We start from the raw sequence: 24,143 nt of genomic DNA, 5'->3' as shown, positions 1-24,143 counted from the left end.
GCCTAGACTCGCGGGGCGATGAGTGAGACCCCCCAGGCCCGTCCGGCCCACACGATCCAAGAGGCCGAGGAAGCACTGCTCTCCCGGTGGCCTGAGACCCGCCTCGAGCCGAGCCTCGACCGGATCCGCGCCTTCACCGAGCTGCTCGGTGACCCCCAGCACGCCTACCAGGTGGTGCACCTGACCGGCACCAACGGCAAGACCTCCACCGCCCGCATCATCGAGACGCTGCTGAGCACCCTCGAGCTGCGCACGGGACGGTTCACCAGCCCGCATGTGGAGCGGATCAACGAGCGGATCAGCATCGACGGTGAGCCGCTGAGCGACGACGACTTCGTCGCCGCGTTCAACGACGTCGCGCCGTACACGCACCTCGTCGATGAGGACCAGCCGCACCCGCTCTCCTTCTTCGAGACCGTGGTCGGGATGGCGTTCGCGAAGTTCGCCGAGACCCCGGTCGACGTCGCCGTCGTCGAGGTGGGCATGGGCGGCTCGTGGGACGCCACCAACGTCGCCGACGGTGCCGTGGCGGTGATCACCCCGATCGGCCTCGACCACGCCCAGTACCTCGGTGACACGCCCGTCGCGATCGCCACCGAGAAGGCCGGGATCATCAAGCCCGGTGCGGTCGTCGTGATCGCCAAGCAGCTGCCCGAGGTGCGCGAGGTGCTGCTGGCCCGCGCGGCCGAGGTCGGCGCCACCGTGGTGGAGGAGGACGTCGACTTCGGCGTGCTCAGCACCACCGCGGCCGTCGGTGGACAGCTCGTCAGCCTCCGCGGTCTGCGCGGTACGTACGAGGACCTCTTCGTCCCGCTCTACGGCGCCCACCAGGCCCAGAACGCCGCCCTGGCGCTGGCCGCCGTCGAGGCACTGCTCGGCGACCAGGACAGCGACCCGCTCGACGCCGAGCTCGTCACCGACGCGTACGCCCGGGTCAGCTCGCCGGGCCGCCTGGAGATCGTCCGCTCCAGCCCGACGATCCTGCTCGACGCCGCGCACAACCCGCACGGCGCGGAGGCGACCGCGGCCGCCCTGGAGGATGCGTTCAGCTTCGAGTCGGTCATCGGCGTCGTCGGCGTGATGGGCGACAAGGACGTCGAGGGGCTGCTGGCCGTCTTCGAGCCGCACCTGTCCCACCTCATCGTCACCCAGAACAGCACCGAGCGCGCGATGTCGGCCCGGCGTCTGGGCGAGCTCGCGATCGAGATCTACGGCGAGGACCGCGTCACCGTCGTGCCGCGCCTCGACGACGCCATCGACGCGGCATCGGCATTGGCGGAGGACACGGACGGCTCGGGGTCCTCCATCAGCGGGGGAGCGGTCCTGGTCACCGGCTCCGTCGTCACCGTCGGCGAGGCCCGTGTGCTGCTGCGCCGCAAGGGCGCGCGATGACGACCCCGGACGACCACGACGCGGAGGTGCCGATCGCGGTCCCGCAGATCGCCTACACCGATGACCGCGACAAGTCCCCGCGCCGGGGCATGGCGGCCGCCATCCTGGTCCTGCAGGGCATCACCCTCGGCCTGGTCGCCCCGGTGATGATCTCGGTCGGCGACGTCTCCGCGAAGGTCGCCGTCCCGCTCGCCGTCGGGCTGTGCCTGATCTGCATCCTGCTCTCCGGCATGCTCCGCCACCGGTGGGCCTACGCGGCGGGCTGGCTGGTGCAGGTCGCGACCCTGGCTCTGGCGATCTGGGTGCACCTGGTGCTCGTGCTCGCGATCGTCTTCCTGGCGCTGTGGTGGGGCGCGATGGCGCTCTCCACCAAGATCGAGCGGGAGAAGGCCGCCGCGTACGCGGAGTGGGACCGGCTCCAGGGCAACGGATAGCCTCACGCCATGACTGTCGAGCTTCAGCGCACTCTCGTCCTCGTCAAGCCCGACGGCGTCCGTCGCGGCCTCACCGGTGAGATCGTCCGCCGCATCGAGGCCAAGGGCTACACGCTCGCCGCCCTCGAGCTCCGCGCGGCGACCCCCGAGCTGCTCGCTGCGCACTACGCCGAGCACGAGGGCAAGCCCTTCTACGCTCCGCTGGTGGAGTTCATGCTGTCCGGTCAGGTCGTGGCCATGGTCGTCGAGGGCCACCGGGTGATCGAGGGCTTCCGCTCCCTGGCCGGCACCACCGACCCGACCACCGCCGCGCCGGGCACCATCCGCGGCGACCTGGGCCGCGACTGGGGCCTCGCGGTCCAGCAGAATCTGGTCCACGGCTCGGACGCGGTCGAGTCCGCCGAGCGCGAGATCGGCATCTGGTTCCCCAGCCTCTGACCTTCGGTCTCGGAGCCCTCAGGGCTCGCTGCCTCCACCGCCCGTCGGCTCTGCCGGCGGGCGGTTTCTCTCTCCCGCGACGTTCCGAAGTCTCGTTGAGAGACTCCGAGATTGCTCCTTCTCCACGCTCCGAGGACTCGTGCGAAGCACGGCGCGCCTCACAGACACCGGCGCATCGATCTGGCCACCGACCTCGTCGTGCGGGAGAGCACCGCCCCGCCCCGCTCCTGAGGAGGGCCCGCCGCGCCCGGCGTGCCTCACCAGAAACACCAGTCACGCCGCCTAGCCTCGTGATCGGGTAGGCCAGTGGGAGTCTGCCCGCTTCCCCAGCACAGCAGCGAGGCAGATCCGTGGCGAACAGCTTGATCGGTCGTGACATGGCCGTCGATCTCGGCACCGCCAACACGCTCGTCTACGTCCGGGGCCGCGGCGTCCTGGTCGACGAGCCGAGTGTCGTCGCGCTCAACCAGACCACGGGCGAGGTGCTCGCCGTCGGGCACGAGGCCAAGCGCATGCTCGGCCGTACGCCCGACAACATCACCGCCATCCGCCCGCTCAAGGACGGCGTCATCGCCGACTTCGAGGCGACCGAGCAGATGCTGCGCTACTTCATCCAGCAGGTCCACAAGCGCCGCTACTTCGCCAAGCCGCGGATGGTCATCTGCGTCCCGTCGGGCATCACCGCCGTCGAGACCCGTGCGGTCAAGGAGGCCGGCTACCAGGCCGGCGCCCGCCAGGTCTACATCGTCGAGGAGCCGATGGCCGCCGCGATCGGCGCCGGGCTCCCGGTGCACCTGCCGACCGGCAACATGGTCGTCGACGTGGGCGGCGGCACCACCGAGGTCGCCGTCATCTCGCTCGGCGGCATCGTCACGAGCCTGTCCGTCCGCACCGCCGGGGACGACCTGGACAACGCGATCGTGCAGTGGATGAAGAAGGAGCACGCGCTGCTCCTCGGCGAGCGCACCGCGGAGGAGGTCAAGATGAGCCTCGGCTCGGCCTGGCCCGCCGCCCAGGAGCCGGAGGCCGAGATCCGCGGCCGCGACATGGTCAGTGGCCTGCCGCGGACGGTCACCGTCTCCAGCGCCGACATCCGGCACGCCCTCGAGGAGCCGGTCAGCGGCATCGTCGACGCGGTCCGCGCCACCCTCGACCAGACCCCGCCCGAGCTCGCCGGCGACATCATGGACCGCGGCATCGTCCTCACCGGCGGGGGAGCGCTGCTCAAGGGCCTCGACGAGCGCATCCGCCACGAGACCGGCATGCCGGTCCATGTCGCCGAGGACCCGCTCACCTCCGTCGCGCACGGCGCCGGCCGCTGCGTGGAGGAGTTCGAGGCGCTGCAGAAGGTCCTCGTCACCGAGACCAGGCGCTGGTGATGACCCAGCTCCAGAGCCGCCCGGCCGCGGGACGCGAGGGCATCAACCGCCGCGGCAGCCTCGAGCCCCGCGACCCGCGCTCGCCGCGCCGCTCCACCGCGGTCGCGCTGCTGCTCGCCTGCGCCACCCTCATCACGCTCGACAAGACCGGCGGCGTGCTGGACCCCGTCCGCCGGGTCACCGGCGAGGTCCTCGGCCCCGCCGAGTCCGCCGTCTCCACGGTCGCGCGCCCGATCACCTCGGTCCCCGGCTGGTTCCACACCCGCGACGGGCTCAAGAGCCGCATCGCCGATCTCCAGGAGCAGAACGCCAAGCTCCAGGAGCAGGTCCGCACCAGCGACCTCGACCGCAACCGCCTGGCCGAGTACGACGGCCTGACCCGTACGGCCGAGAGCATCGGCTACGCCGTCGTGCCGTCCCGCGTGATCGCGCTCGGCCCCGCCCAGTCGTTCCACCGCACGGCGACCATCGACGCCGGCTCGGCCTCGGGCGTCCGGCCCGACATGACAGTGGTCGCGGCCCAGGGCCTCGTCGGCCGGGTCCTGCGGGTCACCAGCACCACCGCGACCGTCCTGCTGATCACCGATGGCGACTCGACCGTCGGCGGCCGCGTCGGCTCCTCGATGAAGGTCGGCTTCGTCCACGGCGACAGCGACCTGGGCGACGGCGGCGCCAACCAGCTCGAGCTGCAGCTCGTCGACCGCTCCTCGATCCCGCGCCGCGGCGACACCGTGGTGACCTGGGGCTCGGCCAAGGCCGCCCCGTACGTCTCCGGCGTGCCGATCGGTCAGGTGACCTCGGCCTACGCCAGCGTCCGCGACTCCTCGACCACCGCAGCGATCGCCCCGTTCGTCGACTTCGGCGCCCTCGACCTGGTCGGCGTCGTCGTGCCCAGCGGCACCAGCAGCGACCGCGCGATCATCGACGCGGACGGAAGGCTGAAGAAGTGAGCGCGCGACTGTGGGCGATGAGCGGGCTGCTCGTCGCGATCGGGCTGATCCTGCAGGTCAGCCTCTTCGACGCCTTCGCGTGGCAGGGCGTCGTGCCCAACCTCGTCCTGATGGTCGTCGTCGCCGGTGCGCTGTCGCGCGGCGGCCAGGCGGGCATGGTGCTCGGCTTCACGGCCGGCCTGCTGATGGACCTCGCCCCGCCCGCCGACACCGTGGCCGGGCGCTGGGCGCTCGCGCTGCTCGTCGCCGGGTACGTCGCCGGCCGCTTCCGCCAGGACACCCCGACCGGGCGACCGAGCGTCACCGCGGTGGTGGCCACCGTGGCGACCTGCTCCTTCGTGGCGACCAGCATCTTCGCGCTCACCGGCATGATCCTGCAGGACCCGGCGATCGGCTTCGGCGAGGTGCTGCGCGTGATCGGCATCGGCCTGTTCTGGGACGTGCTGCTCACGCCGCTGTTCCTGCCGGTGCTGCTGACCCTCTACGCCCGCGCCGACGCCGAGGCGCGCCGCGCCTGATGATGCCGATGAGCCGCTCCTGATGACGACCGCCACCCGTACCAACCGCACCAGCAAGCTGCGCCTGATCGTCCTGCAGGCGCTGGTGTTCTCCCTGTTCGCCACCCTCGGTGTCCGGCTCTGGTACCTGCAGGTCACGCACGGATCCACCTACCGCGCCGCCGCGGCCTCGCAGTCGGTCCGTGACGTCATCCAGCAGCCTACGCGCGGCCTGATCGTCGACGACATGGGCCGCCCGCTGGTCTCCAACCGCACCTCATGGGTGGTCAGCATCGACAAGACCACGCTCGCCGGGCTGCCCCCCGCGGACCAGGCGACCCTGCTCGACCGGGTCGCCACGGCGACGGGGGAGAAGGTCAAGGAGATCAAGCTCGCGCTCGCCGGCTGGAACGGCTCGCGCTACCAGCCCGTCCCGATCGCCGAGGACGTGCGCCAGCAGGTCGCGCTGCGCATCCTCGAGCAGCCCGAGGACTACCCGGGCGTCGTCGCCGACCAGCAGACGGTCCGCTCCTACCCCCGCCCCTACGGCGTCAACGCGGCCGGCGTCCTGGGCTACCTCAGCCCGATCACGGCCGACGAGTACGACCAGGCGAAGGCCGACAAGGACCGCTCCCTCAACGCCACCTCCGTCGTCGGGCGCGCCGGCGTGGAGAAGGAGTACGACAGGTGGCTGCGCGGGATGCCCGGCCACACGTCGGTCGCCGTGGACTCCCTCGGCCGCGAGCTGGGCGACACCGCCGAGGTGCCCTCGCAGCCCGGTGACACGCTCGTGACCAGCATCGATGCGAAGGTGCAGGCCACCGCCGAGAGCGAGCTGCACGACGCGATCATGACCGCGCGGGCCACCTACGACCCGGTCACCCACAAGAACTACGTCGCGGACTCCGGTGCCGTCGTGGTGATGGAGGCGAGGACCGGCCGCGTCGTCGCGATGGCGAGCGAGCCGACGTACGACCCGGCCGAGTGGGTCGGCGGGATCACCCAGAAGCAGCTCGACGCGCTCTACTCCAAGAAGTCCGGCGACCCGCTGCTCTCGCGGGCGACCCAGGGCCAGTTCGCTCCCGGCTCCACCTGGAAGCCGATCATGACCACCGGCGCCATCACCGGCGGGATGGGGCCCGACACCCACCTGACCTGCGGCCCGGGCCTGCAGATCGGCAACCGCTACTTCAAGAACTACGAGTCGGAGTCGTACGGCTCGATCTCCTTCGCCGAGGCGCTCAACGTCTCCTGTGACACGTTCTTCTACCAGGTCGGCCTGCACTACTGGAACAAGTACGGGTCCGACCCCGCGAACGCCCACGCCAAGGACCCGCTGGCCGCTGCTGCGCACTCCTTCGGCTTCGGCAAGCCCACCGGGATCGACATCCCGGGGGAGGCCGGCGGCCGCGTCGGCGACCGGGTCTGGCGTGCCGACTACTACCAGGCGATGAAGGGCTACTACTGCACGATGGACAAGAAGGGCACCGCGACCACGCCCTTCCTCAAGCTCTTCGCGCACGAGTTCTGCCTGCAGGGCAACTACTTCCGCCAGGGTGACGCCGCGAACTTCACCATCGGCCAGGGCGACACCATGGTCACGCCGCTGCAGCTGGCGCGGGCGTACAGCGCCTTGTCCAACGGCGGCACCCTCTACGCACCGACCATCGGCAAGGCGATCGTCGCCGCCGACGGCACCGTGCTGAAGAGGATCAAGCCGAAGGTCGTACGCCACGTCGCGGTCTCCAAGCAGGCCATCGACTACGTCGACACCGCCCTCCTCGGCACCCTGACTCCGCACGGCAGCTTCAACGGCACCCTGGCCTGGAAGTTCGGCGGCTTCCCGCTCGACCGGATCCCGCTGCGCGGCAAGACCGGCTCGGCCGAGGTCGAGGGCAAGCAGTCCACCTCGTGGGTCGCAACCTACGACAAGGACTACGTCGTGATCATGGTCGTCACCCAGGCCGGCACCGGCTCGGGCACGTCCGGCCCGGCGGTGCGCGCGATCTGGGAGAGCCTGTACGGCGTCCAGGGCGAGCAGACCACCACCCAGACCGTCGACGAGTCGAAGGCGATCATCCCCGGTGTCACCCCGCCGTCCGGGCTGCCGACGTTCGCGAAGGACGGCTCGATCCTGCCGCCCGTACGAGAGAAGAAGGGCGCCCACCGGTGAGCCGACTCCTGCTGCGCCCCTTCCTGCGGGTCGACCTCGTGCTGGCCGGCGCCGTCGCGGCGCTGCTCGTCCTGTCCACGCTGCTGGTGTGGTCGGCCACGGCCCACCACCCGGACCTCACCGGCGGTGACTCGAGCGCCTTCGTGCGCAAGCACGTCGTCAACATCGCGATCGGGCTGGGGCTCATGGCCGCCGTCTTCGCCACCGACCACCGCTGGGTGCGGATCCTGACCCCGCTGGTCTACGTCGCCTCGCTCGGAGGACTGGTCGCCGTCCTGGTCATGGGCAGCACGATCAACGGCTCCAAGTCCTGGATCAACCTCGGCGGGATGTCGATCCAGCCCAGTGAGTTCGCCAAGCTCGCGGTGGTGATCGGGATGGCGCTGGTGCTGGCCGAGCGCACCGAGGGCCGCTGGCGCACCCGGGTCGGCACCGGCGACGTGATCGCCATGCTGCTGGTCGCCGCCGTCCCGGCCGTGCTGATCATCCTGCAGCCCGACCTCGGCACCATGCTCGTGCTCTCGGCGACGGTCTTCGGCGTGCTCGCGGCGGCCGGTGCGCCGCGCCGGTGGCTGGCCGGCCTCGCGGTCGGCGGCGTCGCGGCGGCGACCGCCGTCGTGATGGGCGGGCTGTTGAAGGAGTACCAGATCCACCGGTTCATGGCCTTCACCGATCCCACCCTCGACCCCAAGGGTGCCGGCTACAACGTCCAGCAGGCGCGGATCGCGATCGGCGACGGCGGCCTCTTCGGGCAGGGCCTGTTCCACGGCACCCAGACCCGCGGCGGGTACGTCCCCGAGCAGCACACCGACTTCATCTTCACCGTCGCGGGGGAGGAGCTCGGCCTGGTGGGCGCGGGCCTCCTGATCGCACTGCTGGCCATCGTGATCTGGCGCGCGCTGCGGATCGCGTCGCGTACCGACGACCTCTTCGGTCGCGTCGCGGCCGCCGGCATCGCGTGCTGGTTCGGCTTCCAGGCCTTCCAGAACATCGGGATGTGCCTGGGCATCATGCCGGTCACCGGCGTGCCGCTGCCGTTCGTCTCCTACGGCGGCTCTTCGATGTTCGCCGGGCTGCTCGCCATCGGGCTGCTGCAGAACATCCACGCCCGGACGGTCGCGCCCGCCGCCGTGCGCCGCGCCAGCGCGCCGGGACTGCTCGCTGTACGGTAGATTGGTTGTCGATGACAACCAACACTGGCAACTCGGACACGGACTCCGTGTCGGCTGGCACCCACGCCGTACCGGGTGAGTACAGCCACAAGCAGGTCCTCACCATCCTCACCGGCCTGCTGCTCGGGATGTTCCTGGGCTCGCTCGACCAGACGATCGTGTCGACATCGATCCGTACGATCGCCGACGACCTGCACGGTCTGGCCGCGCAGGCCTGGGTCACGACCGCGTACCTGATCACGAGCACGATCACCACGCCGATCTACGGCAAGCTCGGCGACCTGTGGGGTCGCAAGAAGCTCTTCATGTTCGCGATCAGCGTCTTCATCGTCGGCTCGGTGATGTGCTCCTTCGCCACCTCGATGTACCAGCTGGCCGCGTTCCGCGCGTTCCAGGGCCTCGGCGCCGGTGGTCTCTTCACCCTGGTGCTCGCGATCATCGGCGACATCGTCAGCCCGCGCGAGCGCGCCAAGTACACCGGCTACTTCATGGCCACCTTCGCCACCTCGTCGGTGCTCGGCCCGGTCATCGGCGGCTTCTTCGCCGGCGCTCCCACGATCCTCGGCCTGACCGGTTGGCGCTGGGTCTTCATGGTCAACGTGCCGATCGGCATCGTGGCACTCATCGTCGTCTTCCGCACCCTGCACGTGCACCACGTCCGCCGCCCGGCGCCGATCGACTGGATGGGCGCCGCCGCGCTCGTCGTCGCGCTGGTGCCGCTGCTGACCGTCGCCGAGCAGGGCCAGAAGTGGGGCTGGGGCACCGGACGCTCGATCGCCTGCTTCGTCATCGGCGCCGTCGGCGTCATCGCCTTCCTCGCGGCCGAGGCCAGGATGGGACGCAACGCGCTGATCCCGCTGGGCCTCTTCAAGATCAAGGCCGCCTCCGTCACGGTGGTGGCCAGCGTCGTGGTCGGCGCCGCGCTCTTCGGCGGCATGATGATGCTCCCGCTCTACCTCCAGATCGTGCACGGCGCCTCGCCGACGAAGTCCGGGCTGCTGATGCTCCCGATGGTGCTCGGCATGATGACCGCCGCGCTGATCTCCGGAAAGATCACCTCGGTCACCGGCAAGCCCCGGATCTTCCCGATCTTCGGCTCGGCGATCTTCACGGTCGGCATGCTGCTGCTAGCCCAGATCACCGCCGACACGCACCTGTGGCTCGTGATGGCCTTCATGCTGATCCTGGGCTACGGCGTAGGCAACTGCATGCAGCCGCTGCTGCTGACCATGCAGTCCGCGGTCCCGCCGCAGGCGATCGGCATGGCGACCTCCTCCGCCACCTTCTTCCGCCAGATCGGCGGCACCATCGGCGTCGCGGTCTTCCTCTCGATCCTCTTCGGCACCGTCGGGTCGCACATCGGCGACGCCTTCGGCGACGCGGCCAGGACGCCGGCGTTCTCCGCCGCGATGCAGAAGTACGGCGAGCAGGCGCAGGCCGGTCACCAGAGCCCGAACACCGAGCTGGTCCGCGAGCTGAAGCTGCAGCAGGAGGGAAGGCCGCTGCCCTCGGACGGCATCTTCGCGACCATCACCGACGACTCCTCGGTCATCAACGGCCTCGACCCCGTCCTGGCGCACCCGTTCAAGGTGGGCTTCGCCCAGTCGATCGTGAAGGTCTTCTGGATCGTCAGCGGGATCGGCGTCCTCGCCTTCCTCGTCCTGCTGCTGATGCCGGACGTCGAGCTGCGCGACCAGTCCGCCGCCGCGGCCGCCGCGGCCCAGCGGGCGGCCGCCGCGGAGTCTGCCGGCTGAGCCCTGCGCGGGTAGCATCGTGGGGTGTCCAGCAGCGTCTTCCCCCGTCTCGAGCCCCGTCTGACCTCGGTCTCCAAGCCGATCCAGTACGTCGGAGGCGAGCTCAACTCCACCGTGAAGGATTGGGTGGGGCCGGAGGGGGAGGCAGGGACGGTCCGCTGGGCCCTCATGTACCCCGACGCGTACGAGGTCGGCCTGCCCAACCAGGGCGTCGCGATCCTGTACGAGGTGCTCAACGAGCGTGACTGGATCGTCGCCGAGCGCACCTACTCGGTGTGGCCGGACATGGAGCAGGTCATGCGTACGGGCGACGAGCACGGCCCGATCCCGCAGTTCACCGTCGACGCCCACCGCCCGGTCGGCGACTTCGACCTCTTCGGGCTGAGCTTCTCCACCGAGCTCGGCTACACGAACATGCTCAACGCGCTCGACCTGGCGCTGATCCCGCTGCACGCCGCCGACCGCGGCCTCGACGACCCGATCGTGGTGGCCGGCGGTCACGCGGCGTTCAACCCCGAGCCGATCGCGGACTTCATCGACTGCGCGGTCCTGGGTGACGGCGAGGAGATCGTGCTGGCGATCTCCGAGGTCGTGAAGGAGTGGAAGGTCGAGGGCCGGCCCGGCGGGCGCGACGAGGTGCTGCGTCGCCTCGCGGTCTCCGGAGGCGTCTACGTCCCGCGCTTCTACGACGTCACCTACGCCGAGGACGGCGCCATCGAGGCCGTCGTCCCCAACCGTCCCGGCATCCCGTGGCGGATCAGCAAGCACACGCTGATGGACCTCGATGCCTGGCCGTACCCGGCGAAGCCGCTGGTCCCGCTCGCCGAGACCGTGCACGAGCGTTTCTCGGTGGAGATCTTCCGTGGCTGCACCCGCGGCTGCCGCTTCTGCCAGGCGGGCATGATCACCCGCCCGGTGCGCGAGCGCTCGATCAACACCATCGGCGCGATGGTCGAGAACGGCATCCGCAAGTCCGGGTTCGAGGAGGTCGGGCTGCTCTCGCTGTCGAGCGCTGACCACACCGAGATCGGCGACATCGCCACCGGTCTGGCCGACCGCTACGAGGGCCAGAACGTCTCGCTCTCGCTGCCCTCGACGCGCGTCGACGCCTTCAACATCACGCTGGCCAACGAGTTCTCCCGCAACGGCCGCCGCTCCGGGCTGACCTTCGCCCCCGAGGGCGGGTCGGACCGGATGCGCGCCGTGATCAACAAGATGGTGTCGGAGGAGGACCTGATCCGTACGGTCTCCACCGCGTACGCGCACGGCTGGCGCCAGGTGAAGCTCTACTTCATGTGCGGCCTGCCGACCGAGACCGACGAGGACGTCCTGGCCATCGCCGACCTGGCGAAGAAGGTCATCGCCGAGGGCCGCGCGGTCACCGGCCGCAACGACATCCGCTGCACCGTCTCCATCGGTGGCTTCGTGCCGAAGCCGCACACGCCGTTCCAGTGGGCGGCCCAGCTCGACGTGGAGACCACCGACTCGCGGCTGAAGAAGCTGCGCGACGTGGTGCGTGAGGACAAGCGCTTCGGCCGCGCCATCGGCTTCCGCTACCACGACGGGAAGCCCGGCATCGTCGAGGGCCTGCTCTCGCGCGGTGACCGCCGCGTGGGCCGGATCATCGAGGAGGTGTGGCGCGACGGCGGCCGCTTCGACGGCTGGAGCGAGCACTTCTCGTACGACCGCTGGATGACCTCGGCCGAGAAGGGCCTCGAGGGCACCGGCATCGACCTCGACTGGTACACCACCCGTGAGCGTGAGTACGACGAGATCCTGCCCTGGGACCACCTCGACTCCGGTCTCGACAAGGACTGGCTGTGGGGTGACTGGGAGGACGCCCTCGCGGCCGCCCGCGGCGAGGACGTCGAGATCGAGGACTGCCGCTGGACCCCCTGCTACGACTGCGGCGTCTGCCCGGAGATGGGCACCGAGATCCAGATCGGCCCCACGGGCCAGAAGCTGCTCCCGCTCTCGGTCGTCTGAGGTCGTCCGTGGCTGGGCGAGAGTCGCTCGTCGTCATCGGCGAGCGCGCGATCCCCGCGACTGCGGCCGCTGTGTGGCGGGTCGTCGCCGACCCTGCGGTGCTGGCGAGCCTCGACCCTCGCCTGCGCCTCAAGGCATCGGTGGGGGAGCCGGCTGCCGTCGGCTCTGCCTACGACATGTCGGCCAGAGGCCCGCTGGGGATCCGGCTGACGACACACACGACCGTCACCGAGGCGGAGCCGGGGGTACGGATCGCGCACGAGTCGACCCTCCGCGGTCGCCCGGTGAGCAAGCAGCGCGGTGACATCCTGCCAGCCGGAGACGGCGTCGTCCTGCGCTGGACGGTCGAGCAGTGGCCGCCCCCGCGATCGCGCCGCGCGATCGAGCGCCTCGTCGGGCGTGAGCTGGAGATATGGCTCGAGGCCGTCGGGCGCGAGGCCCTCACGACCGCCGGCCGCTGACAGCCCACCCCGGAACAGGTGAGGAAGGCCTCCTGCCGACCGGACGGTCGAGGCCGTTCTCACCTGTTTCCGCCGGCCCTCACTCGTGCGCGTCCATGTTGCGGCCGCGCTTCGGCCGCCCGGTGTGCGGAGCAGCAGACGCTCGGTGCGCAGCGACTCGTTGGGAGCAAGGAATGGCGCCGGGTACGGCGTCGGTAGGCGGCCACGTGGGAATCTGCGAACGTCCCATCTGCGGCCGGAAACTGCTCCCGCTCTCGGTCGTCTGACGACTCACCGCGGCCCGAGCGCGCCTGGATCGCCGCCGCCGGAGGCGAGCCGCGGCTGACGGTGCCGGATCTGCAGCCGGAGCGGCGCTACCTTGGTCTGCGTGGTCCAGCTACTTGCGGAGTCCGAGCGCTCGCCGTCGCTGCAGTACCCCGACTACTGGTGGTACCGCGCGCGGTCCGAGATGCTGCGGACGGTCATCGCGCCCGTGATCGGCACGCCGGAGCGGATCCTGGACGTCGGGAGCGCGGACGGGCCGTCGGTGGACTGGATGTGCGATCTCGGGACCCGGACGGCGGTCGATCTCGACCCGGCCGCGCTCCGGCCGGGCGACGTGCAGGCCTCGGCGCTGGATCTGCCGTTCGGCGACTCGACGTTCGACGCGGTGACCGCGTTCGACGTGATCGAGCACTGTGCCCCGGAGAGCCGGGCGGTCGGCGAGCTCGCCCGGGTGCTGCGGCCCGGGGGCCGGATGTTCCTGACCGTGCCGGCCTACCAGTGGGCGTGGAGCGAGTTCGACAGCGAGCAGGGCCATCACCGCCGCTACACCCGCGCGCGGCTCCTGGCGGCGCTCGCCCCGCACGGGCTGGTCGTCGAGCGTGCGACGTACCTCTTCGCCGGCACGCTGCCGCTCTTCGCTGCCGAGCGGATCAGCCGCCGCTGGCGTCACCTCGACGCCGAGGAGGCGACGAAGCCTCCCGAGGTCTCGCCCCTCCAGGAGCGCATCCTGATGGGGCTGTGCCGCCTCGACGCGAAGGTCCTCGGTCGCGGCGACCTGCCGTTCGGCTCCTCCGTGCTCGCGATCGCGACCAAACCCGGCTGAGGCCGCTCCGCGCTCCGAGCCGCGGCAGGGCACAGGGGGAGGCTCAGCGCCCCGGGAGCTCGTCCTCGAGATACCGGTGCCGGCAGGCCACCAGCCCGACCACGTACTGCGGGACGCACAGAATGAGCAGCGCGAGGATCGGGACGTTCCAGCCACCGGTGGCGTCGTGCAGGACGCCCACCCCGAACGGGCCGACCACAGCGAGCAGGTAGCCGACCGACTGGGTGAAGCCCGAGAGCGCCGCGGTCCCGGCCGAGCTGCGGGCGCGCAGCCCGATGAGGGTGAGCACCATCGGGAAGGTCGTGGTGCCGGCGCCGATCAGGAGCGCCCAGGCGACCGCGCCACCGTGCGGAGCGACCAGCATGCCGACGTACCCGAGGAGGTAGCACAGCATCAGCGCGGTCAGCAGCCGGCTCGGGTCGCCCGACCGGGCGGTCATCCGAGGGACCAGCCACGAGAGCGGGATCGAGATCCCGGTCACGACGCCGAGCAGCAGACCGGCGGTGTGCGCGCTGTAGCCGCTGTCGCGGAAGATGTCGGCGAACCACCCGAAGATCGCGTACGCCTGCATCGACTGCAAGCCGAAGAACGCCGCCATCGCCCAGGCCAGGCGCGTGCGCGCCATGTCGGCGAAGCGCAGCGCCGCCGCCCCGGCGCCGTCCGTACGCTGATCGTGGGCGAGGAGGCCGACCCATGGCACCGCGGCGATCGCCGCGGTGATCGCCCACGCGACGAGCCCGCGGCGCCAGTCGATCTCGCCGTGGACGCGGTGATGCTCCGCGATCGGCACGCTGAGCGTCGAGGTGGCAGTGATGCCGATGGCGAGGGCGGTCGAGTAGAGCCCGGTGACCTGGCCGATCCGGTCGGGGAAGTGGAGCTTCACCAGCGAGGGGAGCAGGACGTTCGAGGCCGCCATGCCGGCAAGGGCCAGGAAGGAGAGCGCCAGGAACGTCCACACGCCGTCGACGTGGGCGCGGGCGTAGAGGCCGACCGTCATGGCGATCAGCCCCAGCATGATCGAGCGGTGCAGTCCGAGCGCCTTCCCCAGGCGCGGCGCCACGCCGCCGACGGAGGCGAAGCAGAGCACCGGCAGCGAGGTCAGCAGGGCGGCCTGGGTGCCGCTCATGCCGAGACCGTCGGTGATCTCGTCGAGCAGCGGGCCGACAGAGACCGCGGCCGGGCGCAGGTTGAACGCCAGGACGACGATGCCGATCAGGACGAGCGCGCGCTGGGCGCGCGACGACTCAGGCTGAGACACCGAGCTGATCCTCCACGGAGGCGGGCGAGGCCGCGCGGGCGGCGAGCAGCGGGATCGGCAGGGCGAGGATGAACAACGCGAGCATCGGCCAGCCCCACGACGAGAGGCGCAGGTGGAGCAGGCCGAAGCCGAGCACTCCGAGGCCGGCGACCAGGAAGCCCACGGTCTGCGCCACGCCGGCCAGCGAGAGCGCGACGTCCCGCGAGTGGGCGTGGCGGGCGATCAGCGACAGCGACATCGGGAAGCCGATGGTTGCGACGCCGAGCACGATCGCGGCCGGGACCGCGGCACCGCGCGGCGCCAGCAGGATGAGGGCGTCGGCGAGCGGGAAGCAGAGACCGACCAGCACCAGTGCGCGGCGAGGGTCACGCCGGGTGCCCACCAGGGCGGGCAGCCACAGCGTGAACGGCAGCCCGCACACCGCCAGCGCCGCCATCAGGACGCCGGCGCTGGCCGGATGGTAGCCGTGGCTGCGCCACAGGGTGGGCAGCCAGCCGAGCATCACCCAGGTCTGCAGCAGCTGCAGCGAGTAGAGGGCGGCGAGCTTCTGACACGACCGGGTGCGGATCATCTGCGCCAGCGTGATCGTGCGGGGGATCGGGGCGAGAGCCAGGTCCTGCCGGATCAGCGGGAGCCAGGGGATCGCCGCGAACAGCGCGAGTGCGCCCCAGAACCCGACGCCCGTACGCCATCCTCCGTCGCTGTGCGCGATTGGGACGGTGAAGGCGGCCGCGACCGCGAAGCCGATCGAGAGCATCCGCGAGTACGGGGCCGCCAGCGTGCCCAACCGGTCGGGGTAGTGCAGCAGCACCAGCACCGGGAGGAGGTTGCTGGCGGCCGCTGCGCCGCCCAGCGCGATCGTGGACAGGAGCAGGAAGACGCGGGCGTCGTCGGCCAGCACCCGGGCGAAGAGCCCGATCGCGATCGCGAAGAGCGCGAGCAGCGTCGCCCGGTGGACGCCGAAGCGCCGTGCGAGAGCCGGGCCGGTCATCGAGAAGAAGGCGAACGCGAAGGCCGGCAGCGCGACCAGGAGGGCCGTCTGGAAGTCGCCGAGGTCCATGCCGTGCCTGATCTCGGGCAGCAGCGGACCCACGCTGGCGGCGGCAGGGCGCAGGTTGAGCGCGAGCAGCACGATGCCGGCGAGGACCAGGGGGGATGGGCGACGGTTCACTTCCCGCATCTTTGCACTTCGTTCGCCGGGCGTGTCGGCGGGTAGCATCGCCGGGTGCGTGAACAGCCCGAACAGCAGGCCCCACCGGTCCAGCGCCTCCGTGTCCGGTACGCCAAGCGGGGACGGATGCGGTTCACCAGCCACCGCGACTTCAGCCGCGCCTTCGAGCGGGCGGTCTTCCGCGCCCGGGTGCCGATGGCGTACTCCTCGGGCTTCAACCCCCACCCGCGCATCTCGTACGCGGGCGCCTCGCCGACCGGCGCCGCCAGCGAGGCCGAGTACCTCGAGCTCGCGCTCGCCCAGGTCGTCGACCCGGCCGACATCCAGGCGCAGCTCGACGAGGTGATGCCCGACGGGCTGGACATCGTCGACGTGGTCACCTCGCCGGGTGGCGCGCTCGCCGACGTGCTCACCGCCAGCACCTGGATGATCGACATCCCGATCGACCCGGCCGTCGCCGAGAGCGCGGTCAGCACCTTCCTCGCCGCCGAGTCGGTGCCGGTCGAGCGGATGACCAAGCGCGGCCTGCGCGAGTTCGACTGCCGTGCCGCGGTGCTCGCGCTCACCGCCGGTCCGGCGCCGGAGGGCACCCCGGGCACCCGGCTCGCGCTCACCCTGCGCCACGTCGAGCCGGCCGTACGCCCCGACGACGTGATGACCGGCCTGCGGTCGGTGGCCGACCTCGATCTCGGATCGGCGGCGCCGCTGCTCACCCGCCTCGAGCAGGGCCTCCTCGATGAGGAGACCGGCGCGATCGGCGACCCGCTCAGGGCCGACGTCAAGCGGATTTGACGAATGGTGTGCGATACTCGCCACGGTTGCTGACGGGCCGGAGCGTGTGACAGACGCTCGCCGACAACGATCCGACGACGTTCTCGCCGGTGCACATCCACAAGATGGTGCTCCGGCACACCGGGACGGTGACGTGCACCAGCCCGCGACGCGGCCTCACAGCCTGCGACCGCGGTAGGTGGATGTTCCCCGTTGCGTTGACGCATACAGCGGAGGGGTCGCCGCCACCGACAAGCTTTGCGTCTCGTGTCCGACCTCTGGCCGGCGCGACGGCGTCCTGACACGTCCGGTGCGCGCGCCGCGCGACCCGGGCCGAGGAGTACGGCATGGCCGAAGAGTCCACCGTCGAGAACACCCCCACGACCGAGAGCGCAGCGCCCGCCAAGAAGGCAGCGAAGCGCGCTCCCGCCAAGAAGGCGAGCGCGGCAAGCAGCGCCGCCTCCGACGCCCCCGCGGCGAAGAAGGCACCCGCGAGACGGGCGGCCAAGAAGACCGCCCCTACCGCCGAGGCGCCGCTCGAGGCCCCGGCCGCCGACGTCGCCGCAGAGACGCTCACCGAGAGCGCCGCGCCGGCGAAGAAGGCCGCTGCGAAGCGGGCGCCCGCCAAGCGCACCACGGCCAAGAAGGTCGCGGCCGCCGAGGCGCCCGAGCAGACCCCCGCCGACGTCCCGGCGGACGTCCCCGCCGAGGTCGCCGAGACCGCGCCGGCGAAGAAGGCCGCGACGAAGCGTGCGCCCGCCAAGCGGACCGCGGCGAAGAAGACCGTCACCGAGACGCCGGAGCAGGCACCCGCCGAGGCATCCGATGAGGCGGCCCCCGAGGCCGCTCCTGCCAAGAAGACCACGAAGCGCGCGCCCGCCAAGCGGACCGCCGCCAAGAAGGCCGCCGCCCCGGCCCCCGAGGCCGCTGAGCCGGCTGCGGTCGAGGCCGCGGACGCCGAGCAGACCACCGAGGCCGCCTCGAGCGCGCCGGGCGTCCTGTTCCAGGCGCCGAAGAAGACCACGCGCACCCGCGCCCCCCGCAAGGCGAAGGTCGAGCCGGTGGTCGAGGAGCCCGCCGAGGACGAGGAGCTCGCCGAGGCCGCGGCCGACGCGGAGACCACGGACGAGATCGAGTCCGCCGACGCCGCCGAGTCCGCCCAGGGCGCCGACGAGGACGGCGACAGCGAGGACGGCGACGACAGCGACGAGTCCGGCACGCCGGCCCGTCGCCGCCGTCGCCGCGGCGGCCGCCGCCGCCGCAAGCCGGCCGGTGAGGGCAATGGCGACGCCGAGGGCGACGAGAGCAACGACTCCGACGCCGAGGGCGAGAGCGACGCCTCCGCCGAGAGCAACGACGAGCAGGCCGACGACAGCGACGAGCAGGGCGAGGGCGGGACCTCGCGCCGTCGCCGTCGCCGCCGCCGCGCCGGGGAGGCCGGCACCGACAACGACGACGAGCCCAACACCGTCGTCAAGGTGCGCGAGTCGCGCCCGCTGGATCAGCAGATCACCGCCGTCTCGGGCTCGACCCGCCTCGAGGCCAAGAAGCAGCGCCGCCGCGAGGGCCGCGAGGCCGGCCGTCGTCGCGCTCCGATCGTGAGCGAGGCCGAGTTCCTGGCCCGCCGCGAGTCGGTCGAGCGCGTCATGGTCATCCGCCAGCGCGACGACCTCACCCAGATCGGCGTCCTCGAGGACAAGGTCCTCGTCGAGCACTACGTCGCCCGCGAGTCGCAGACCAGCCTGATCGGCAACGTCTACCTCGGTCGCGTGCAGAACGTCCTGCCGAGCATGGAGGCCGCCTTCGTCGACATCGGCAAGGGCCGCAACGCCGTGCTGTACGCCGGTGAGGTCAACTGGGCCTCGCTCGGCTGGAAGGAGGGTCAGCCGCGCAAGATCGAGTCGGTCCTCTCCTCGGGCCAGACCATCCTGGTGCAGGTCACCAAGGACCCGGTCGGCCACAAGGGCGCCCGCCTGACCAGCCAGGTCAGCCTCGCCGGCCGCTTCCTGGTCTACGTCCCGGACGGCACCACCAGCGGCATCTCGCGCAAGCTGCCCGACACCGAGCGCAACCGCCTCAAGGCGCTGCTCAAGGAGATCGTTCCGGACACCGCCGGCGTCATCGTCCGTACCGCCGCCGAGGGTGCCTCCGAGGAGGAGCTCACCCGCGACGTCGAGCGGCTGAAGGCCCGCTGGGAGGACATCGAGGCGAAGACGTCCGGCAAGGGCAGCGGCAACCCGCAGCTCCTCTACGGCGAGCCCGACCTCACCCTCAAGGTCGTCCGCGACCTGTTCACCGAGGACTTCGCCAAGCTGGTCATCCAGGGCGACGAGGCCTGGGAGACGGTCAAGGGGTACGTCGAGCACGTCGCTCCCGACCTCGGCGAGCGGCTCCAGCGCTTCGTCCCGGGCCAGGACGGCCGGGACGCCTTCCAGACGTACCGGATCGAGGAGCAGATCTCCAAGGGCCTGGACCGCAAGGTCTGGCTCCCGTCGGGTGGCTCGCTCATCATCGACCGCACCGAGGCGATGACGGTCGTCGACGTCAACACCGGCAAGTTCACCGGCTCCGGGGGCAACCTCGAGGAGACCGTCACCAAGAACAACCTCGAGGCGGCCGAGGAGATCGTGCGCCAGCTGCGGCTGCGTGACATCGGCGGCATCATCGTCGTCGACTTCATCGACATGGTCCTCGAGTCCAACCGCGACCTGGTGCTGCGCCGCCTGGTCGAGTGCCTGGGCCGTGACCGCACCCGACACCAGGTCGCCGAGGTCACCTCGCTCGGCCTGGTCCAGATGACCCGCAAGCGGATCGGCACCGGCCTGCTCGAGGCCTTCTCCGAGACCTGTACGCACTGCCAGGGCCGTGGCGTCATCACCCACGAGCACCCGGTCGAGGAGGGCAAGAGCTCCGGCGTCCTGCCCGACGAGCCGCGACGCTCGCGCCGCCGCGGCGGCAAGGGCCGTGGCAACGGCGGCGACGGCGGCGACGAGCAGTCGACGCAGTCCTCCGAGCAGGCTGAGCACTCCCAGCCGTCCGGCCACGCCGAGGAGCACCACCACCCGACGCCGGCCGAGTTCGCCGCGATGGCGCGCCATGAGGAGGAGGCGGCCGCTCAGGCCGCCGCCGACAAGGCCGCCGAGGCCGATGAGGCTGCCGCGGCCATCGACGCCAGCGATGTGGTCGAGGCCGCTGAGCCGGCCGAGGCCGTGGTCGTGGAGGACTTCGAGGAGGCCCCCGTGGCCGCCCCGGAGGCGCCCGAGGAGCCCGAGCAGCCGGCCGAGCCCGCAGCGCCCTCGACGCCGACCGTGGTCACCCGTACGCGCGGCCGCCGGGGCGCCAGCCGCCCTGCCGGCGTCACGCCGGTGGTGACCGAGCCGGTGCCCGTGGCGATCGTCGTCGAGCCCGCTGCCGCGGCGCCCGCGGAGATCTCCACGCCGGAGCCCCCGAAGGTGATCACCCGGACCCGTGGCGGCGCCAGCCGTGCGGTGACGAGCGCGGAGCCGGACGCTGGCGCGTCCACCGACGAGCACCCGATGGAGCACGTCCCGGTCAAGAAGAAGGGCGCGCGCAAGCGCTGACCCTGCTCCAGAGCACGAACGGATGGCCGTCGCTCGCCGCGTTTTGCGGTGATCGGCGGCCATCCGTACTATTGCTCTTCGGCGTGTGTTGCACGTCTTCTGCGAGCATCCCACCTCTTTGTCGGGGTAGACGTGTGCCGCAGATCCCCAGGATTTGAGTTCGGCAAGCAGATGAAGGAGACCGCGGTGTACGCGATCGTGAAGGCTGGCAGCATCCAGCAGAAGGTTGCCGTCGGCGACGTCATCGAGATCGACCTGGTCGAGACCGGTGTCGGCGAGTCCCTGACCCTGCCGGTCGTGCTCGTGGTCGATGGCGAGAAGGTCAGCTCGACTGGCCTCGACAAGGCTTCGGTCACCGCTGAGGTCCTCGGCGGCACCAAGGGCCCGAAGATCATCATCCAGAAGTACAAGAACAAGACCGGCTACAAGAAGCGCCAGGGTCACCGCCAGAAGTACACCCAGGTGAAGGTCACCGCGATCAACGCCTGAGCGTTGCGCGACTCTTTCTTCGAGATCCCAAAGGACTGAATCATGGCTCACAAGAAGGGTGCGGCGTCCACCAAGAACGGCCGCGACTCCAACTCCCAGCGCCTCGGCGTCAAGCGCTTCGGCGGCCAGCTCGTCAACGCCGGCGAGATCATCGTCCGCCAGCGTGGCACCCACTTCCACCCGGGCGCCGGCGTGGGTCGGGGCAGCGACGACACCCTGTTCGCGCTGCAGCCGGGTGCCGTCGAGTTCGGCACGCGTCGCGGTCGCCGCGTCGTCAACATCGTCGCGCAGGGCTGATCCCAGCTCCGCTGACGCAGCACTTCCCCGCAGGGCGCCCCTAGGATTGGGGGCGCCCTGCGGCATTTCCGGCTGTCGCAGGCCGACTCATCACCACCGAAAGTTGAAATCATGGCTGTGCCCTCGTTCGTCGACCGCGTCACGCTGCACGTCAGCGGGGGACGCGGTGGCCACGGCGTGGCCTCGGTCCACCGGGAGAAGTTCAAGCCGCTCGGCGGCCCCGACGGTGGCAACGGCGGCCCCGGCGGCTCGGTGATCCTGCGCGTCGACGGCGACGTCAGCACGCTGATCGACTACCACCACAGCCCCAAGCGTCGCGCCGGCAACGGCGGCCAGGGCGCCGGCAACTTCCGCAACGGCGGCCACGGCGAGGACATCGTCCTGTCCGTGCCGGACGGCACCGTCGTCACCGACATGGAGGGCAACGTCCTCGCCGACATGGTCGGCCTCGGGACCGAGCTGGTCATCGCCGAGGGCGGCCGCGGCGGCCTCGGCAACGCCGCGCTGGCCTCGGCCAAGCGCAAGGCCCCCGGCTTCGCGCTGCTCGGCGAGCCGGGCGAGGAGCGCCAGATCGGCCTCGAGCTCAAGGTCGTCGCCGACATCGGCCTCGTCGGCTACCCCAGCGCGGGCAAGTCCTCGCTGATCGCCGCGATCTCGCGGGCGCGTCCCAAGATCGCCGACTACCCGTTCACCACCCTCGTCCCCAATCTCGGCGTCGTCCAGGCCGGTGACATGACGTTCACCGTCGCCGACGTGCCGGGCCTGATCGAGGGTGCCGCCGAGGGCCGCGGCCTGGGCCACGACTTCCTGCGCCACATCGAGCGCTGCGCCGCCCTGCTGCACGTCATCGACACGATCAACATCGAGCCGGGCCGCAACCCGCTCGACGACCTCGACGTGATGGAGGACGAGCTGCGCCGCTACGGCGGCCTCGACGACCGTCCCCGCCTGGTCGCGCTCAACAAGGTCGACGTGCCGGACGGCCGCGAGATGGCCGAGATCACCCGCGCCGACATCGAGGCCCGCGGCTTCCGCGTCTTCGAGATCTCCGCCGCCTCCGGCGAGGGCACCCGCGAGCTGATCTTCGCGATGGCCGAGCTCGTCTCCGCCGCTCGCGTCGAGAAGCCCGTCGTGGAGGCGCAGCGGATCGTCCTGCGCCCGCACGAGGACAAGCGCGGCGCCGAGTTCACCATCACCCGCACCAACGACGGCTACGTCGTGCGCGGCAACAAGCCCGAGCGCTGGGTGCGCCAGACCGACTTCAACAACGAGGAGGCCGTCGGCTACCTCGCGGACCGGCTCAACCGGCTCGGCGTCGAGACGGAGCTGGCCACGATGGGTGCCGAGGAGGGCGACGCCGTCATCATCGGCGACCCCACCGGCAACGCGGTCGTCTTCGACTTCAAGCCCTCCATCGAGGCCGGCGCCGAGATGCTCGGTCGCCGTGGCGAGGACGAGCGCCTGCGCGAGGACCGGCCCGCTGCCCGGCGCCGTCGCGACATCCAGGAGCTCATGCCCGAGCGCGGCGAGAACGAGACCCGTGCCGACGTCGCGCGCCGTCTCGACAAGAACAACTACGTCGATGGCACCTACGGCTACGAGATCGGCTCGGAGGAGGACCCGGACGTGGATCTGTTCGACCTCTCGGAGAGCGACCCCGGCGAGGCCCCCGAGGTTGCCGAGGGCCAGGAGTGAGCCTGCGCCCTGAGGTGACCGGCGCCAAGCGGGTCGTGGTCAAGGTCGGCTCGTCCTCGCTGACGACGGTCGACGGCGGCATCGACCCGGCCCGGCTCTCCGCGCTGGTCGACGTGCTCGCAGGCGTACGCGCTCGTGGCACCGAGGTCGTCCTGGTCTCCTCGGGCGCGATCGCAGCCGGCCTGGCCCCCCTCGGGCTCAGCAAGCGGCCCAAGGCGCTCGCAGCCCAGCAGGCCGCCGCGTCGGTCGGCCAGGGCCTCCTGGTGCACCGCTACACCGAGGAGCTGGCCCGGCACGGCCTCATCGCCGGCCAGGTGCTGCTCACCGTCGACGACGTGACCCGTCGGGGGCACTACCGCAACGCCACCCAGACGCTCTCCACCCTGCTCGAGCTCGGCGTCATCCCGATCGTCAACGAGAACGACACGGTGGCGACCTCCGAGATCCGGTTCGGCGACAACGACCGGCTCGCCGGGCTCGTCGCCCACCTGGTCCGCGCGGACCTGCTGGTCCTGCTCAGCGACGTCGACGGCCTCTACGACGCGCCGCCGTCCGAGCCGGGCTCCCGGCTGATCGCCGAGGTCGCCGACCTCAACGAGGTGGCCGGCGTCAAGGTCGGCGCCGCGGGCGCCGCCGGCGTCGGTACGGGCGGCATGGTCACCAAGCTGCAGGCGGCCCGGATCGCCGTGGCGGCGGGCATCCCGGTCGTCCTGACCGCGGCCCCGTACGCCGCCGATGCCCTGGCGGGGAAGCGGGTCGGCACCCTCTTCCACGCCACCGGCAGGCGCCGAGCCACCCGGCTGCTGTGGCTCGAGCACGCCACCGAGCCGACCGGCGCGATCACGCTCGACGAGGGTGCGGTGCGTGCCCTGCGCGAGCGGGGCGCGTCGCTGCTCGCCGCCGGCATCACCGGTGTGCGGGGCGAGTTCCATGCCGGCGACCCGGTCGACCTGGTCGGTCCCGACGGCACCGCCATCGCGCGTGGGCTGGTCAACTTCGACGTGGACGAGGTGCCCCGGCTGCAGGGCCGCTCCACCCAGGAGATCGCCACCGAGATCGGCTCCTCGTACGCCCGGGAGATCGTCCACCGCGACGACATGGTGGTCTTCTCCGCCTGAGCGGTGAACCGGAGTTGAACACTCGGCAAACTGGCCCTCC

Annotated in this window: 20 protein-coding genes; 18 read left to right on the top strand and 2 right to left on the bottom strand. The window is 71.3% G+C overall.

What is annotated here, in order from left to right:
- Positions 1 to 18 precede the first annotated feature (18 nt).
- From KSO98_RS14775 to KSO98_RS14720, 12 genes are all read left to right on the top strand, one after another.
- Positions 19 to 1,392 (top strand): bifunctional folylpolyglutamate synthase/dihydrofolate synthase, encoded by a 1,374-nt coding sequence (locus KSO98_RS14775; RefSeq protein WP_225286427.1) that lies wholly within the window; start codon positions 19 to 21, stop codon positions 1,390 to 1,392.
- Positions 1,389 to 1,826, top strand: a complete 438-nt coding sequence (locus KSO98_RS14770; RefSeq protein ID WP_225286426.1) for a DUF4233 domain-containing protein — start codon at positions 1,389 to 1,391, stop codon at positions 1,824 to 1,826. Before KSO98_RS14775 ends, KSO98_RS14770 begins: the two co-directional genes overlap by 4 nt.
- A 9-nt stretch (positions 1,827 to 1,835) precedes the next feature.
- The gene (gene ndk, locus KSO98_RS14765; RefSeq protein ID WP_225286424.1) at positions 1,836 to 2,264 is read left to right on the top strand and encodes a nucleoside-diphosphate kinase; all 429 of its coding nucleotides are present in this window, start codon (positions 1,836 to 1,838) and stop codon (positions 2,262 to 2,264) included.
- A 350-nt stretch (positions 2,265 to 2,614) separates the two neighbouring features.
- Positions 2,615 to 3,643, top strand: a complete 1,029-nt coding sequence (locus tag KSO98_RS14760) for a rod shape-determining protein (protein WP_308012773.1) — start codon at positions 2,615 to 2,617, stop codon at positions 3,641 to 3,643.
- On the top strand, positions 3,643 to 4,593 hold the full coding sequence (gene mreC / locus KSO98_RS14755; protein WP_225286423.1) for a rod shape-determining protein MreC: 951 nt from the start codon (positions 3,643 to 3,645) through the stop codon (positions 4,591 to 4,593). Before KSO98_RS14760 ends, mreC begins: the two co-directional genes overlap by 1 nt.
- Positions 4,590 to 5,111 (top strand): rod shape-determining protein MreD, encoded by a 522-nt coding sequence (gene mreD / locus KSO98_RS14750; protein WP_225286422.1) that lies wholly within the window; start codon positions 4,590 to 4,592, stop codon positions 5,109 to 5,111. The genes mreC and mreD overlap by 4 nt, the downstream gene beginning before the upstream one ends.
- A 22-nt stretch (positions 5,112 to 5,133) precedes the next feature.
- A complete protein-coding gene (mrdA, locus tag KSO98_RS14745; RefSeq protein WP_225286421.1) occupies positions 5,134 to 7,263 on the top strand; it encodes a penicillin-binding protein 2 in 2,130 nt (709 codons plus the stop codon).
- Positions 7,260 to 8,435 carry a rod shape-determining protein RodA gene (gene rodA, locus KSO98_RS14740; RefSeq protein ID WP_225286420.1) on the top strand — a complete coding sequence of 392 codons (1,176 nt, stop codon included), beginning with the start codon at positions 7,260 to 7,262 and terminating at the stop codon, positions 8,433 to 8,435. Before mrdA ends, rodA begins: the two co-directional genes overlap by 4 nt.
- Positions 8,436 to 8,446: 11 nt before the next feature.
- Positions 8,447 to 10,189 carry an MDR family MFS transporter gene (locus KSO98_RS14735; protein WP_225286419.1) on the top strand — a complete coding sequence of 581 codons (1,743 nt, stop codon included), beginning with the start codon at positions 8,447 to 8,449 and terminating at the stop codon, positions 10,187 to 10,189.
- A 24-nt stretch (positions 10,190 to 10,213) separates the two neighbouring features.
- Complete coding sequence (locus tag KSO98_RS14730) at positions 10,214 to 12,175, top strand: TIGR03960 family B12-binding radical SAM protein (RefSeq protein WP_225286418.1); 1,962 nt, start codon at positions 10,214 to 10,216, stop codon at positions 12,173 to 12,175.
- An 8-nt stretch (positions 12,176 to 12,183) separates the two neighbouring features.
- On the top strand, positions 12,184 to 12,636 hold the full coding sequence (locus tag KSO98_RS14725) for an SRPBCC family protein (protein WP_225286417.1): 453 nt from the start codon (positions 12,184 to 12,186) through the stop codon (positions 12,634 to 12,636).
- Positions 12,637 to 13,003: 367 nt separating this feature from the next.
- Positions 13,004 to 13,723, top strand: a complete 720-nt coding sequence (locus KSO98_RS14720; RefSeq protein WP_225286416.1) for a class I SAM-dependent methyltransferase — start codon at positions 13,004 to 13,006, stop codon at positions 13,721 to 13,723.
- Positions 13,724 to 13,766: 43 nt separating this feature from the next.
- On the opposite strand, the gene KSO98_RS14715 is transcribed toward KSO98_RS14720, so the two are convergent.
- Both KSO98_RS14715 and KSO98_RS14710 read right to left on the bottom strand, forming a co-directional pair.
- On the bottom strand, positions 13,767 to 14,981 hold the full coding sequence (locus tag KSO98_RS14715) for a CynX/NimT family MFS transporter (protein WP_225286415.1): 1,215 nt from the start codon (positions 14,979 to 14,981) through the stop codon (positions 13,767 to 13,769).
- Positions 14,968 to 16,152, bottom strand: a complete 1,185-nt coding sequence (locus KSO98_RS14710; protein ID WP_225286414.1) for an MFS transporter — start codon at positions 16,150 to 16,152, stop codon at positions 14,968 to 14,970. The genes KSO98_RS14715 and KSO98_RS14710 overlap by 14 nt, the downstream gene beginning before the upstream one ends.
- Before the next feature lie 54 nt (positions 16,153 to 16,206).
- Here KSO98_RS14710 and KSO98_RS14705 point away from each other — a divergent pair, with 54 nt between their 5' ends.
- The 6 genes from KSO98_RS14705 (at position 16,207) to proB (ending at position 24,103) form a co-directional block, all read left to right on the top strand.
- Positions 16,207 to 16,944, top strand: coding sequence for a TIGR03936 family radical SAM-associated protein (locus tag KSO98_RS14705; protein ID WP_225286412.1), 738 nt, complete (start codon positions 16,207 to 16,209; stop codon positions 16,942 to 16,944).
- Between the two features lie 326 nt (positions 16,945 to 17,270).
- A complete protein-coding gene (locus KSO98_RS14700) occupies positions 17,271 to 20,504 on the top strand; it encodes an Rne/Rng family ribonuclease (RefSeq protein ID WP_225286410.1) in 3,234 nt (1,077 codons plus the stop codon).
- Between the two features lie 186 nt (positions 20,505 to 20,690).
- Entirely contained in the window at positions 20,691 to 20,993 is a 303-nt protein-coding gene (gene rplU / locus KSO98_RS14695; protein ID WP_225286409.1) for a 50S ribosomal protein L21, read from the top strand.
- Positions 20,994 to 21,035: 42 nt separating this feature from the next.
- Positions 21,036 to 21,290: a 50S ribosomal protein L27 gene (gene rpmA / locus KSO98_RS14690; RefSeq protein ID WP_225286408.1), complete on the top strand. Its 255-nt coding sequence runs from the start codon at positions 21,036 to 21,038 to the stop codon at positions 21,288 to 21,290.
- A gap of 111 nt (positions 21,291 to 21,401) precedes the next feature.
- The gene (obgE, locus tag KSO98_RS14685; RefSeq protein ID WP_225286407.1) at positions 21,402 to 22,985 is read left to right on the top strand and encodes a GTPase ObgE; all 1,584 of its coding nucleotides are present in this window, start codon (positions 21,402 to 21,404) and stop codon (positions 22,983 to 22,985) included.
- A complete protein-coding gene (gene proB / locus KSO98_RS14680) occupies positions 22,982 to 24,103 on the top strand; it encodes a glutamate 5-kinase (RefSeq protein ID WP_225286406.1) in 1,122 nt (373 codons plus the stop codon). The genes obgE and proB overlap by 4 nt, the downstream gene beginning before the upstream one ends.
- The last annotated feature ends 40 nt before the right edge of the window (positions 24,104 to 24,143 follow it).

The organism is Nocardioides nematodiphilus, from assembly GCF_020216525.1.
Classification (GTDB): Bacteria; Actinomycetota; Actinomycetes; order Propionibacteriales; family Nocardioidaceae; genus Nocardioides; species Nocardioides nematodiphilus.
Note: the sequence above shows the minus strand (reverse complement) of the source record. Positions and strands in the feature narration are given on the sequence as shown.